Origin of the sequence: Sphingomonas kyeonggiensis (assembly GCF_014196745.1) — a bacterium.
Classification (GTDB): Bacteria; Pseudomonadota; Alphaproteobacteria; order Sphingomonadales; family Sphingomonadaceae; genus Sphingomonas; species Sphingomonas kyeonggiensis.
Map to the genome: position 1 here is coordinate 880,208 of NZ_JACIEH010000001.1, position 13,425 is coordinate 893,632.

A 13,425-nucleotide genomic window follows, 5' to 3' on the forward strand; every position below is an offset into this window, starting at 1 on the left:
ACAGGAAACATTTGAAATCCTACATTGCAAGACGCGCTGTAACCTCGAACCAAATTCCGTCCGCATCGAGGGTAGGTCATCCAAAAGCGGTCGGACCGAAAACCGCCCATTATTGGCCATTCATTCCCCGAACTGCTTGGATCGGTCGTCGCATGGTGCCCGGGATGCGGCGGTGCGCTGCTGAGACGGAATGGCTTGGGTCGATGACGGAGCCGGTAATTGAAATACCGCATTGAACAAGGTGGATCACACATCGGGTAAATCCGATGCGTATTGACCCCCGAGAATCCATCGTCTATTCCCGATGCATGGAAACCGAAACCGCCTTGGCGGCGCTCGCCGCGCTCTCGCACCCGACCCGGCTCGATGCCTTCCGGCTGCTCGTCCGGCATGAGCCGGACGGCCTGTCGACGGGCGCGCTGGTGGAGGCGAGCGGGCTGAGCCAGAGTACCTTCTCGACCCATCTTGCCGTGCTCGCCAAGGCCGGTCTCGTGGTTTCCGAGAAGCGCGGCCGGCAGCAGATCCAGCGTGCCGGTATCGACACGCTGCGGGCGCTGATGACCTTCCTTGCCAAGGATTGCTGCCAGGGGCGCGCGGAACTGTGCGAGCCGCTGCTCGCCGAACTCACCACCTGCTGCTGAAGGACGGCACCGTGACCGATATCGTCATCTACCACAATCCGGACTGCGGAACCTCGCGGAACGTGCTGGCGCTGATCCGCAACTCGGGCGTCGAGCCGCATGTCGTCGAGTATCTCAAGACGCCGCCGGCCCGCGCGCTGCTGGCCGAGATGATCGTCCGCGCCGGGATGACGCCGCGCGCCCTGCTGCGCGAGAAGGGGACGCCGTTCGCCGAACTCGGCCTGGCGGACAGGACGCTCTCCGACGATGCGCTGCTCGATGCGATGATGGCGCACCCGGTCCTGATCAACCGGCCGCTGGTGGTCACGCCGCTGGGCGTGAAGCTCTGCCGTCCCTCGGAAGCCGTGCTCGATATCCTGCCCGATGCCCAGAGGGCGGCCTTCGCGAAGGAGGATGGCGAGCGGGTGGTCGACGCCGGCGGCAACCGCATCCGGCCGGCGTGAGTCGCCGGGCCGTCCTCGCCGAGGCGCTGGGCAGCGCGATGCTGTTCGCGACCGTGATCGGATCCGGCATCATGGCCGAGCGGCTTGCCGGCGGTAACGTCGCCCTCGCGCTGCTCGGCAACACGCTTGCGACCGGGGCCATGCTCTTCGTGCTCGTCACGATGCTGGCGCCGGTATCGGGCGCACACATGAACCCGGCCGTCACGCTGGTCCTGCGTCTGCGCGGCCAGATCGGCACCGACACGGCGATCGCCTATGCTGGTGCCCAGATCGCCGGCGGCATCCTCGGCGTCTGGCTCGCCCATCTGATGTTCGAGGTGTCGGTCTTCCAGCTGTCGGCGAAGATGCGCTTCGGCCCCGGACAGTGGCTTGCCGAGGCGATCGCCACTTTCGGGTTGGTGCTGACGATCCTCGGGACGGCGAAGACGAGGCCTGGCAGCATTCCGGCGAGCGTGGCGCTCTACATCACCGCGGCCTATTGGTTCACTGCATCCACGAGCTTCGCGAACCCCGCCATCACGATCGCGCGTGCGCTGAGCGACAGCTTCGCCGGTATCGCCCCGGCCTGCGTGCCCGGCTTCATCGCTGCCCAGCTCGTCGGTGCGGTCGCAGCCCATCTGGTCGCGGATGCGATCTTCACCGAACCCTCCGCGGAGCCCCTATGAGCCGCCTTCGATCCCTGTCCGATCCCGAGCATCTGCCGGCCCTCGATCCCGCCTTCGCGATCCGGCGCCCCGCGCTCGGCATGGGCGAGGACCAGCCGGCGCCGCGTATCCTGCTGCTCTACGGTTCGCTGCGGGAGCGCTCCTTCTCGCGCCTGGCAGTCGAGGAGGCCGCCCGGCTCCTCCGGTTCTTCGGTGCGGAGACCCGCATCTTCGATCCGTCGGACCTGCCGCTGCCCGATCAGGTCGCCGGCGACGACCACCCGGCCGTGCACGAGCTGCGCGAACTGTCGCTATGGTCGGAGGGGCAGGTCTGGTGCAGCCCGGAGCGGCACGGCGCGATCTCGGGGATCATGAAGGCGCAGATCGATCATCTGCCGCTGGAGATGCGCGGCATGCGCCCCACCCAGGGCCGGACGCTTGCGGTCATGCAGGTGTCGGGCGGGTCCCAGTCGTTCAACGCGGTCAACACGCTGCGCCTGCTCGGCCGCTGGATGCGGATGTTCACCATTCCGAACCAGTCCTCCGTCGCCACGGCCTACAAGGAATTCGACGAGGCCGGCCGGATGAAGCCGTCCAGCTATTATGACCGCATCGTCGACGTGATGGAGGAGCTGGTGCGGATCACCGTGCTGATGCGGCCGCATGCCGGCCAGCTCGTCGATCGCTATTCCGAGCGGAAGGCGGCCGGCGTCGTCGTGCAGGCGGAGGATCATTCGGCAGTGGCGATCGGATGACGGCTCGGGGAATGGCCAGGCAAGCTCCCGGCGTGTATGCGGTAGAGGCCGTCTGGGGAGCATGAAGGCATGCGGAATGATCGGAAGGGCCTGCTCGTTGCCATTGCGATGATCGTCGCTGGCCTGGCTGCGTTTTTTCTCTTTCTTTTCGTCACGGGACACGATCCCGACGAACGGCCCCTGACGCTTTTCGAATGGGTCCTCGCCGGTGCCCTGATCGCACCGGGATTCGGCTATCTGCTCAAGTGGCGGAACCCGCAGAACCGCGGCGGATAAGGCTATTTCGCCTTCACCATCACCGAGATCAGCTCGTAATAGCTGGCGAGGTCGATCGCGCGTTCGAACTGGCAGCCGATGCGGCCGCCAAGTGCCCAGCGGACTTCCGCGACCACCGTGCCGGCATGCGGCAGCACTACGCGGATGCGATCGCCGGTCTCGAACGGATCGTCACAGCGCGCCATCAGGCCGTGCGCCGAGATGTTGACGATGATGAAGTTCAGCTGCTTCGCATCGGGACCGAAGGCGCGCGCGCGGTAATAGACGTCGTCGCGTCCTTCCCGCCGGGGATCCGAATAAGCCAGGTTCGATCCAAAACTCACGCAACGCCCCACAAACGCTTGAGGTACGTCCATGGTAATAGCGTTACCGCGTGAAATTCCTTCCAACAAAGCTGCTTAACGGCAACTTATCGGCGGATCCGGAAGATTACGCAGGCGTGAGCAGGCCGTGCTTCTTCTTGCCGAAGCTGAGCTTCACCTGGGCGGTGACGGCGATCACCAGCGCCGGGTCGCTCACCACCTCGTCATCGACGCGGATCGCGCCCTCGGCGATCTTGCGGCGCGCCTCGCCCTTGGACGGGACGAGGCCGAGTGCGACCAGGCCATCCACAACGGCGATGCTGCCGCCCTCGACCACGAAGGTCGGCAGCGAGCCGCCGGCCGAGCCTTCCTCGAATACCTTGCGGGCGGTCTCCGCTGCTTCATCGGCGGCTTCGCGGCCGCGGCACATGGCGGTGGCCTCGTTGGCGAGGATCTTCTTCGCTTCGTTGATGCCGGCACCCTCGAGTGCCTCTAGCCGGGCGATCTCGTCGAGCGGCAGATCGGTGAACAGGCGCAGGAAGCGGCCGACGTCGCGGTCGTCGGTGTTGCGCCAGAACTGCCAGTAATCGAAGGCCGAGAGCTGGTCGTCGTTGAGCCAGACGGCGCCCGACATGGTCTTGCCCATCTTGCCGCCGTCCGCCGTGGTGATCAGCGGGGTGGTGACACCGTAGACCTCGGTGCCGTCGACGCGGCGGGCGAGCTCGATGCCGTTGACGATGTTGCCCCACTGGTCCGATCCGCCCATCTGCAGGCGGACCGCGGCGCGGCGCGACAGCTCCAGGAAGTCATAGCCCTGGAGGATCATGTAGTTGAACTCGAGGAACGACAGCGACTGCTCGCGATCGAGGCGCAGCTTGACCGAGTCGAAGCTGAGCATGCGGTTGACCGAGAAATGCCGGCCGATGTCGCGCAGGAAGGGGATGTATTCGAGCTTGTCGAGCCAGTCGGCATTGTCGACCATCACCGCGTCGGTGGGGCCGTCGCCGAAGGTCAGGAACTTCTCGAACACGGTCTTGATCGAGGCGACGTTCGACTGGATGACCTCGTCGGTCATCAGCTTGCGCGCCTCGTCCTTGAACGAGGGATCGCCGATCTTGCCGGTGCCGCCGCCCATCAGCACGATCGGCTTGTGGCCCGCCTGCTGGAGACGGCGAAGCAGCATGATCTGCACGAGGCTGCCGACGTGCAGCGAAGGCGCGGTCGGATCGAAGCCGATATAGCCGGGCACGATCTGCTTGGTCGCAAGGGCGTCGAGCGCCTCCGGGTCGGTGACCTGGTGGATATAGCCACGCTCGGAGAGCAGACGGAGCAGATCGGACTTGAATTCGGTCATGATGCGGCGGCGCCTAGCAAGAATTTACCCCGAACGCCAAGCATCGCCGCACGGCGCGTCAGAAGCTGGCGAGAATCCGCTGCTGGAGCGCATCCGGATCGCGTTTGGGCGTGAGGGTGAAGCGGCGCTCGCCCTTGGCATCGGGCGTCGTGTCCACGTCCAGCCCGGCATAGCCGAAGTAGCGGGCATAGTCGGGATCGTCGGTGGTATCGACATAGCGGAACAGATCGGCCAGCGAGGTGCCGGCGATGCGCTCGCAGGTGGCGCGGAACTCGGCATCGGTGAAGCCGCGGCCGGCGCGCTGGTAATAGTCGCGGTAGAGCGCGCGCATCACGTCGTCGAGCGAGCGCTGGTTGCCGGTGGCGTGGCGGATGGCGAGATCGAGCATGAAGCCGATCACCGGGCCCTTCTCGTAATAGGAGATGGTCTTGCCATCCTTGCGGCCGAACGGCCCATCCTCCCAGGTCTCGTAGCTCGCCTGGGATACCGACTGGAAGCGGTGGCCGGGGCCGTTCTCATAGGCGCGCATATTGCCCGAGAGATCGTCGAGGAACGCCTCGCGATCGATCAGCCCGGCGCGGCGCATCACCACGCCTTCGTAATAGACGGTGAAGCCCTCCGACACCCAGAGCAGCCGCGTGCGGTTCTCGCGCTCATAGTCGAATGGTCCGAGCTCGCGCGGACGGATGCGCTTGACGTTGTAGTGGTGGAAATATTCATGGGCGAGGAAGCTGTTGAGCCGCAGCCGTCCGCCCGGCGTGCGATTGTCCTGGCCGCTCAGGCCCACCGCCGTCGAATTGAGATGCTCGATCCCGCCCGGGGTGGGGCCGATGGCGAGGAATGTGTAGTCGCGATAGGGGATGTCGCCGAGGATCGCCGAGGCCGCGGTGACGATCTTCCGGGTGTCCGACACCAGCAGCGCCCGGTCGATCGTGCCGAATTCCACGCCGGCGAAGTGATGCGGCACGCCGCGCACCTGGAAGGAGGGCAGGCGCTCGAGCTTCCCCATCAGGATCGGGCTGTCATAGAGGATGTCGAAATCCGCCGCGCGATAGGCGTTGGCAGCCTTGCCGAGCGGTGCCAGTCCGGTGGCGATGGTCCAGCCCGCCTGCGGTGCAATGCGCAGCGTCACCGGCTGGCGCAGCCGGCCCTCCGGATAAGCGAACACGCCGGCGGGGGAGACATAGCCCTTGTTCGCATCGAGGAAGTTGGCGGCGACGAAGTCGCGATCGGCGAGCACCTGGTAGCGGATGCGCAGCTTCGCACCCCGGGGTGCGGCGATGTGCCAGCGATTGCCCTCCTGACGCACGGCGAGCGGGTGGCCGGCCTGGTCGGTGGCGGCAAGGTCGCGGACCTTCTCGGCATAGTTCATCCGCTGGTAGTAGCCGGGGGTCCAGACCGGCATGACGAGCGTGACGTCGCCGGACGCCGCGGTCATGTCGAGCGTCACGGCGAAGCGATGGCTCGCCGGATCGGGCATCGACAGCGTGTAGGCCGGGCCGCTCGCGGGTGGGGCCGAGGCGGTGCCCAGCGCCAGCGGCGTGGCGAGACCAAGGACGAGCGCGGGAAGCTTCGGCATGAACGGACCCCAGATGGCGTATATTATCGTATACGATATCTGAGTTGTAACGCTGCCGCAATCACCCGGAGCGCGTGGCCGGGGCGGCGGGGCGCGTCACCATCCAGATGCCGGCGCAGACCAGCAGCAGCGCGGCGAGATAGCTCCAGCGCAGGATCGATTCGCCGAGGAAGATCGCCGAGAGCGAGACGCCGAACACCGGGATCAGGAAGTTGAACGCGGCGATCAGGCCGACCGGGTTGTGCTTGAGCAGCAGGCTCCACAGCGCGAAGGCGACCGAGGAGAGCAGGGCGAGATAGAGGAGGAGCCCGGCCGACAGGGGCGTGGCGGGGGCCATGTGCCCGCCACCGATCAGGCCCATGGCAGTGAGCAGCAGGCCGCCGATCGTCAGCTGCCAGCCGGTCATCACCATCGCGTCCATGTCGCGCGACAGGCGCTTGCCATAGATCGAGGCCGCGGCGAGCACGAAGGCGGCGATGACGATGAAGCCCTCGCCGAGCAGGGTGAAGTCGAAGTCGAAATGGCCGCTGCCGCCCAGGTTCACCACCACCACGCCGAGGAAGCCGATCAGGCAGCCCAGTGCCCTGCGGCCCGCCAGCCGATCATCGGCATAGAGGAAATGGGCGAGGATCACGCTGAAGAACACGCCGGTCGCATTCATGATCGAGGACTTCACTCCGCTGGCATGGGCGAGTCCGACATAGAAGAAGACATATTGGATGCCGGTCTGGGTGAGGCCGAGCAGCGCCACCTGGCCGGCCTGGCGCTTGTCCGCCGGCAGCACCGGCTTGCGCATCGCGGCGGCGGTGGCGAGCAGGATCAGCCCGGCCAGCGCGAAGCGATAGCCCGCGAAGAGCAATTGCGCGGCGGTGTCCGCCTTGCCGATGCCGAACAGCGCATAGCCGTTCTTCACCGTGGGGAAGGCGCTGCCCCAGAGCATGCAGCACAGGGTGGCGAGGAGGAAGACGCCGGTACGCGAGCGGTAGAATGGAACGGACACGCACGGGCCACTAGCCCAGTTCGGAGTCGCGCGTCCCGCCCCATCTGACGGCGCGCGGAAGTTTACGAACCATACACTACGGGGCCCCTGTTTTCCCCTTCCCGCATGGGGCTTCGACCGGGGAGCGGACAGGAACAAGGCGCGATCAGGCTGCATCGATCAGGGTAGATCATGCGAAATCCTACATTTGAAGCGAAATCGCCTTTGTGCCCTTGCTGCGCTAGACCGAGCCTATGACCATTCGCGTTCCGCTCGTCCCGCATCCCGATCATCCGCCGCGTGCGGTGGAGGGCATCGACGTCACCGTTGATATCCAGCGTGGGGAGAGCCTGCTCGTCTGTCGCGTGACGGGCCAGCCGCCGCTGGTTCCGGGGCCCACAGCGCCGGTACGGACCGACGAGCTGTGGAAGCACACCTGCTTCGAGCTGTTCGTGAAGCCGGCGGGCGGGGAGGGCTATTTCGAGTTCAACTTCTCGCCTTCGACTGCCTGGGCCGCATATCGCTTCGACGGGTACCGCGAGGGCATGCGCGACCAGCCGCTCGACGCACCGCGGATCGAGCCGGTCGAGGACGGCGTTCGCGTCGCCGTCGATCTGGGTGGGCTGCCCGAGGGGAAATGGCGGGTGGCGATCACCGCGGTGATCGAGGAGGTCGACGGGACCAAATCCTATTGGTCGGCAGCCCATCCCGCCGGGAAACCGGATTTCCACGATCCGGCTTGCTTCGTGCTCCAACTCCCGGCACCCAGCGGCGCATGAAATTCGGCATCGACCGGCTCCTCGAGAGCCCTGAGCTTCGTCGTCCCCTCGAAGGCAAGCGCGTGGCGCTGCTCGCGCACCCCGCCTCGGTGACCGCGGACCTGACGCATTCGCTCGACGCCCTTGTCGCGACCGGGCTCAACGTCTCGGCGGTGTTCGGCCCGCAGCACGGCGTGCGTGGCGACCTGCAGGACAATATGATGGAGTCGCCGGACTATACCGACCCGACCTACGGGATGCCGGTGTTCAGCCTTTACGGCGAGGTCCGCCGGCCGACCGGCCAGTCGATGGGGACGTTCGACACGATCCTGATCGACCTGCAGGACGTCGGCTGCCGCATCTACACCTTCGTCACCACGCTGCTCTATGTGCTCGAGGCCGCGGCCGAGCATGGCAAAAGCGTGTGGGTGCTCGATCGCCCCAATCCGGCCGGCCGGCCGGCCGAGGGCACGACCCTGCTGCCGGGCTGGGAGAGCTTTGTCGGCGCCGGGCCGATGCCGATGCGGCACGGCATGACGCTGGGCGAGATGGGCCATTGGTTCATCAGGCAGTTCAACCTGGACGTCGATTACCGGGTGATCGAGATGGAGGGCTGGCAGCCCGATGCGGCGCCCGGCTTCGGCTGGCCGATCGAGCGCCCCTGGATCAACCCGAGCCCCAATGCCGCCAACGTCAACATGGCGCGCGCCTATGCCGGCACGGTGATGCTGGAGGGGACCACGCTTTCCGAAGGGCGCGGCACCACGCGGCCCCTGGAATTGTTCGGCGCGCCGGACATCGATGCGAAGAAGCTGATCGTCGCCATGTACACGCTCGCGCCGCAATGGCTGGCCGGCTGCACCCTGCGCGACTTCTGGTTCCAGCCGACCTTCCACAAGCATGTCGGCCAGCTCTGCTCGGGCGTGTTCATCCATGCCGAGGGGCAGGCCTATGACCATGCCGCGTTCCAGCCCTGGCGGCTCCAGGCGCTGGGCTTCAAGGCGATCCGCAAGCTCTATGGCGATTACCCGCTGTGGCGCGACTTCCCGTACGAATATGTCTTCGACAAGCTGGCGATCGACGTGATCAACGGCGGCCCGGACCTGCGCGAATGGGTCGACGATCCGGCGGCGCAGCCCGGCGACCTCGATGCGCGTACGCGGCCGGACGAAGCCGCCTGGGTCGAGGCCCGCGCCCCGCATTTGCTGTACTGATCGAAACCGCTTAACGGATCGAACATCATGCTGGCGGGGCTGATCTTTGCTGTCGAGGAGGCCGAGGGCCGTCCGGGTACGCTGATGGCGACCCTGCCGTTCGGCGGGATGACGCTGCTCGAATATCAGGCGCGGCTGCTGGTCGGCGCCGGGGCGGAGCAGGTGCTGGTCGCGGTAGGCAAGATGACGCCGGCGCTGCTCACCGCGGTCAACCGTGCCGCCAAGCGCCATCCGCGCATCGAGATCGTCCGTTCGGCCGAGGAAGCCGCCGAGAAGATCGCGCCCGGCGCGCAGGTGCTGGTGATGGCCGACGGGCTGGTCACCACCGATCCGGTGATGGACAAGATGGCGAAGGCGGGAGGCGAGGCGCTGCTCGTCACCGATGATCCCACTTCGCCCGCCGCGATCGAGCGGCTCGACATGCGCGACAGCTGGGCCGGCGTCGCCCGTATCACCGTGGAGCAGCTCGCCCAGATCGCGCAGATGCCCGAGGATTACGATTTCCAGTCGGCGCTGCTCCGCGTGGCCGCGCAATCGGGCGCCGAGCATGTCGGGCTCACCGCCGGCTGGCTCAAGGGCGGCCATGCCGTCGAGCGCAGCGTCGAGGGGCTGGCCGCGCGCAACACCGGCGTGCTCGCAGCGTTGACCGAGCGCCGCACCGATTGGGCGGACCGCTGGGTGTTCACCCGCGCCGCGCGAATCGCGCTGCCCGAGCTGGTCGGCCGCAACGTGCCCGGCTGGGCGCTGAGCGTGGCCGGCGGCGTGATCTCGGCGGGTTCGCTGATCCTCACCGCGCTGCGCTGGGAGGGGGCGGGCAGCGTCGTCGCCCTGCTCGGCACCGCGACGCTCGCCACGGGCGCGGCGATGGCGGTGCTGCGCGGCGAGGACAAGCGCGCCGGGCTGCTCGAATGGGCGATCTTCGCGCTGTTCGGGCTGATCGCGATTCTCACCGGATGGGCCGAATTCGCCAATACGGGCAGCACGACCCCGCCGGTGCTCGCGCTGGTCGGTGTCGCGGCGCAGCTGCTCGTCGAGCGCGTGCCGGCCCGGGCGAAGCGCTGGTGGGGCAGTCCCTCCGCGCATCTGCTCGTCCTCACGCCCTTTGCGCTGGCGGGATTCGCCACGCTCGGCCTTGCTGCGGTTGCGATATATTCCTTCGCCACGCTCGCTGCGGCGGTTGAGAGCACGCGCGAAAAAGCTTAGTCTCGTCTTAAGGACATTTCCGTTAGCTTGGGGTCGATGTCGGAGAATCCCGTCGGCGTGCGCGATGGCTTGGCTGTCAGCGCTGGGGAGCTGCTCGCACGTGCGGCGGCTGCGGAGCTGCGTGCCTATAGGGGTCTGATGGTCGCGGTCGAAGATTTCTTCCTGCCCGAAGAGGCACGCCTCGACGAGCATAGCCGCGCAGGCCTGGCCGCGCTGGTGCGTGGCCTCGTGGAGACGGTGGAGAGCGAGATTCGCGAGCATGCGGTGCGTGTGCTCACCGGGCGCAACGAATCGGAGCTGGTCGCCAGGCTGATCGAGCCGGGCGTCTCCGTGCTCGCCCGGCTGTGGAATTCGGGCCTGCTGCGCGACGGCGAGCTGATGGCCGAGCTGGTCGCGCGCGTCCGCCAGGAGATGCTCGGCGCGGCACTGCCGATGAACGCGCCGGACGATCCCGAGCGGCCCAGCCTGATCAACCGATTCGTCCAGCATCCGGACAGAGTGGTCGCGGCGAGCGCGATGGCGGTGCTGATCGCCGAAAGTCGTCGCCGGGGCAGTCCCGAAGTGGGACAATTCCAGACCGAGCTTCCGGCTGAGCTGCACCACAAGCTGGTGTGGTGGACAGCCGCCGCGCTGCGTGAACGCATCGACGGGCCGAACGAGATGCTCGACCGGGCGCTGTGCGACGCCGCCCAGCGCAGCCTTGCCGCCTATGACGAGGGCGATCGGCTCGAGGCTGCCGCGATGCGCTTCGCCGCCGCGATAGACGCCCAGCCGGGCGAGCTTTCGGGCATGCTGGTCGAGGCGCTGGGCGACCGCCGGATCGTGCTGTTCATCGCGCTGCTCGGCCATGCGCTGGGCGTGCCCTATGCGCTCGCCCGCGATCTCGTCCTCGATCCCTCTGCCGACCGGCTGTGGCTGGCGCTGCGCGCGCTGGAGATCGGGCGTGAAGGCGTCGCCCAGATCGGCTATGCGCTGAGCGAGGCGGATCCGCGCCGTGACCTGGAGACGTTCGCCGATACGCTCGACACCATTGCCGCGATCTCGCCCGTCGAAGCGCGTGCCGCTCTGGCGCCGCTCAAGCTCGACCCTGATTATCGTGCCGCGCTCATCGCGCTCCAGCGAGGAGGGGTGAAGTGAACATCATCGATCCCTCGCTGCCGCTGTCGATCGCCCGGCTCGATGCCGAAGGACGGCTGATCGACGCCGAGGCGCGTCTGTTCGAGCTCAACATGCGCGCCGGCGGTACCATCGGCGCGCCGCTTGCCGTGCCGCAGATCGCTACGCTCGCGCGGCTTTCGCAGCGGCTGGGCATCGCCATCTCGCGCAACGTCATCGCCGCCGATGGCGAGGACGACCTGGAGCTGTGGGTCCGCGCCGAGCCCGAACAGGGCGGCGTACGCCTCGAAGTCAGTGGCTGGCGGCTGCGGCCGGGCTGGCGCGCGCCGGCGAGCGAGCCCGAGCGCGACGGCGATTTCTTCCGTTCCGCTGCCGACTGGCTGTGGGAGACGGACGCGTCGCTGCGCATCACCTTCCTCTCGATCGAGGCGGGCGCGCGCTACGGGTTCGATTCGAGCGCAATGCTGGGTCAGCCGCTGACGCGGCTGTTCCGGCTGGAGCAGGACGAGGCGGGCGAGCTGCCGATCCTCACCGCCGTTGCCGCCCAGGGCAGGTTCGACGGGCAGAAGGCCGAGCTGCGCGGCACGGGCCGCATGGTCCGCCTCGCCGCGACGCCGCGCACCGATCCGGGCGGGCGTTTCGCCGGCTTCGTCGGTGCCGCGCACATGCTCGACCAGGCCGTGCCCGCGGCACCCAAGGTCGATACGCCGCTGCCCGAGGCGGCGGCGCCGTTCGGGGGATTCCCCGATTCGTTCAGCCAGCGGCTCGATCGCGCGCTGCGCGGGCCGCTCGGCAAGATCATCGCCAACGCCGATTCGATCAGCGCGCAGACCGAAGGGCCGCTCAAGCCCGACTATGCCGAATATGCGAGCGACATCGCCAATGCCGGGCGCCATCTGCTCGGGCTGGTCGACGACCTGGTCGACCTGCAGGCGATCGAGCGCGACGATTTCGAGACCGGGGACGAGGCGATCGACCTTGCCGATGTCGCGCGCCGCGCCGCCGGGCTGCTCGCCGTGCGCGCCGCCCAGGCGGAAGTGCGGATCGACCGACCGGCAATGGACGAGCTGGTGCCCGTGCACGGCGAGTTCCGCCGCGCGCTGCAGGTGATGGTCAACCTGATCGGCAATGCGGTGCGCTATTCGCCGCCGGGCGCGATGGTGTGGATCCGGCTCGAGCGCGACGAGCAGCACGGCCATGTGATCGTAGCCGATCAGGGCAAGGGCATTGCCCAGGCCGATCAGCAGAAGATCTTCGAGAAGTTCGGCCGGGTCGATCCGACGGAACCGGGCGGTTCCGGCCTGGGCCTCTACATCGCCCGGCGCCTTGCCCGCGCGATGGGCGGCGACCTGGTGGTGGACAGCGCGCCGGGCCAGGGTGCCCGCTTCGTGTTCAGCTTGCCGATTCGGCAATAGGGCGCCCGCCGGATCCCGGCGGACGCCCAAAGTTGCTTCTGCTTGGCGCCGGTTAGCGGCAGATCCTCACGCGGTGGCCACGGTGCCACTCACGCCAGCAGGTGCGACGGCCGTGATAGTAGCGGCGGTCCCAGCCACGGCCGCGATCCCAGCCGCGATGGCGGCCACGGTCCCAGCGGCGGCGATCATGATCGCGATAGCGATCCCGGTCGCGATAGCGCCAGTCCTGCGCGGCGGGCGCTGCTGCGGCGAGCGCGATCACGCTGGTGGTCGGCACCGGCGCGGCAGCGGCCGGCGTGACGGCGCTGGCGATGCCGACGGTGGCTAGCGCGGCCGCAGCGATCAGCTTGGCAAGGTTCATCTCAGGTCTCCATTCCTCTCTCTTCCCGCAAGGAGGAACGATAGGACGGCGATCGAGTCGCGTTGCTGAACCGGGTTGTACGCTGAGGTTAAGGTTAATCGCGGCCGGCTGCTCGCCGCGCAGCCTTGCGCTCGGCGCGGGTGGGGACGAGGCGGACGCCGCCGATCAGGATCGCGCTGAGCAGTGCGATGATCCCGCCGCGCACTACCCAGGTCTGGCTGCCGATCATCGGGCTGGTGACGGGTACCTGCAGGATGCCGAGCCCCTGGAGCATGAACACCACACCCGCGATGAAGCCGAGGATGCCGACGAGGATCAGGATGTTCTGGCGCATTCGGGCGACTCCGAGGGGATGGTCGCCGCAGCGTTAACCGAAAACGCCGCC

16 protein-coding genes are annotated in these 13,425 nt (G+C 67.6%); 10 read left to right on the plus strand and 6 right to left on the minus strand.

Going from position 1 to position 13,425, the window contains the following annotated elements:
- Positions 1–308 precede the first annotated feature (308 nt).
- The 5 genes from GGR46_RS04350 to GGR46_RS04370 all read left to right on the plus strand — a co-directional run bounded on the left by GGR46_RS04350 (position 309) and on the right by GGR46_RS04370 (position 2,759).
- Positions 309–641: an ArsR/SmtB family transcription factor gene (locus GGR46_RS04350; RefSeq protein WP_183994877.1), complete on the plus strand. Its 333-nt coding sequence runs from the start codon at positions 309–311 to the stop codon at positions 639–641.
- 11 nt (positions 642–652) lie between these two features.
- A complete protein-coding gene (arsC, locus tag GGR46_RS04355) occupies positions 653–1,084 on the plus strand; it encodes an arsenate reductase (glutaredoxin) (RefSeq protein WP_183994879.1) in 432 nt (143 codons plus the stop codon).
- Entirely contained in the window at positions 1,081–1,749 is a 669-nt protein-coding gene (locus tag GGR46_RS04360) for an aquaporin (RefSeq protein WP_183994881.1), read from the plus strand. The genes arsC and GGR46_RS04360 overlap by 4 nt, the downstream gene beginning before the upstream one ends.
- A complete protein-coding gene (gene arsH / locus GGR46_RS04365) occupies positions 1,746–2,483 on the plus strand; it encodes an arsenical resistance protein ArsH (RefSeq protein WP_183994883.1) in 738 nt (245 codons plus the stop codon). The genes GGR46_RS04360 and arsH overlap by 4 nt, the downstream gene beginning before the upstream one ends.
- A gap of 108 nt (positions 2,484–2,591) precedes the next feature.
- Entirely contained in the window at positions 2,592–2,759 is a 168-nt protein-coding gene (locus tag GGR46_RS04370; RefSeq protein WP_221262546.1) for a hypothetical protein, read from the plus strand.
- Positions 2,760–2,761: 2 nt separating this feature from the next.
- Here GGR46_RS04370 and GGR46_RS04375 read toward each other — a convergent pair whose 3' ends face one another.
- The 4 genes from GGR46_RS04375 to GGR46_RS04390 form a co-directional block, all read right to left on the minus strand.
- Complete coding sequence (locus GGR46_RS04375; RefSeq protein ID WP_343057998.1) at positions 2,762–3,082, minus strand: PilZ domain-containing protein; 321 nt, start codon at positions 3,080–3,082, stop codon at positions 2,762–2,764.
- Positions 3,083–3,188: 106 nt separating this feature from the next.
- Positions 3,189–4,415, minus strand: a complete 1,227-nt coding sequence (tyrS, locus tag GGR46_RS04380) for a tyrosine--tRNA ligase (protein WP_183994890.1) — start codon at positions 4,413–4,415, stop codon at positions 3,189–3,191.
- Positions 4,416–4,473: 58 nt separating this feature from the next.
- On the minus strand, positions 4,474–5,994 hold the full coding sequence (locus GGR46_RS04385) for a M61 family metallopeptidase (protein ID WP_183994892.1): 1,521 nt from the start codon (positions 5,992–5,994) through the stop codon (positions 4,474–4,476).
- 61 nt (positions 5,995–6,055) lie between these two features.
- Positions 6,056–6,994, minus strand: a complete 939-nt coding sequence (locus tag GGR46_RS04390; protein WP_221262547.1) for an EamA family transporter — start codon at positions 6,992–6,994, stop codon at positions 6,056–6,058.
- Positions 6,995–7,227: 233 nt separating this feature from the next.
- Between GGR46_RS04390 and GGR46_RS04395 the strand changes: the two genes are divergently transcribed.
- The 5 genes from GGR46_RS04395 to GGR46_RS04415 are packed head-to-tail and all read left to right on the plus strand — an operon-like array spanning position 7,228 to position 12,679.
- Positions 7,228–7,752, plus strand: a complete 525-nt coding sequence (locus GGR46_RS04395; protein ID WP_221262548.1) for a DOMON-like domain-containing protein — start codon at positions 7,228–7,230, stop codon at positions 7,750–7,752.
- A complete protein-coding gene (locus GGR46_RS04400) occupies positions 7,749–8,945 on the plus strand; it encodes an exo-beta-N-acetylmuramidase NamZ family protein (RefSeq protein WP_183994897.1) in 1,197 nt (398 codons plus the stop codon). The genes GGR46_RS04395 and GGR46_RS04400 overlap by 4 nt, the downstream gene beginning before the upstream one ends.
- Before the next feature lie 27 nt (positions 8,946–8,972).
- Positions 8,973–10,148, plus strand: a complete 1,176-nt coding sequence (locus tag GGR46_RS04405; protein ID WP_183994899.1) for a hypothetical protein — start codon at positions 8,973–8,975, stop codon at positions 10,146–10,148.
- 36 nt (positions 10,149–10,184) lie between these two features.
- Positions 10,185–11,285 (plus strand): DUF2336 domain-containing protein, encoded by a 1,101-nt coding sequence (locus tag GGR46_RS04410; RefSeq protein ID WP_183994901.1) that lies wholly within the window; start codon positions 10,185–10,187, stop codon positions 11,283–11,285.
- Positions 11,282–12,679: a sensor histidine kinase gene (locus GGR46_RS04415; RefSeq protein ID WP_343058000.1), complete on the plus strand. Its 1,398-nt coding sequence runs from the start codon at positions 11,282–11,284 to the stop codon at positions 12,677–12,679. The genes GGR46_RS04410 and GGR46_RS04415 overlap by 4 nt, the downstream gene beginning before the upstream one ends.
- Before the next feature lie 52 nt (positions 12,680–12,731).
- Here GGR46_RS04415 and GGR46_RS04420 read toward each other — a convergent pair whose 3' ends face one another.
- Together GGR46_RS04420 and GGR46_RS04425 are read right to left on the minus strand one after the other, a co-directional pair.
- On the minus strand, positions 12,732–13,040 hold the full coding sequence (locus GGR46_RS04420) for a hypothetical protein (RefSeq protein WP_183994903.1): 309 nt from the start codon (positions 13,038–13,040) through the stop codon (positions 12,732–12,734).
- 94 nt (positions 13,041–13,134) lie between these two features.
- Positions 13,135–13,374: a hypothetical protein gene (locus GGR46_RS04425; protein ID WP_183994905.1), complete on the minus strand. Its 240-nt coding sequence runs from the start codon at positions 13,372–13,374 to the stop codon at positions 13,135–13,137.
- Positions 13,375–13,425 lie beyond the last annotated feature (51 nt).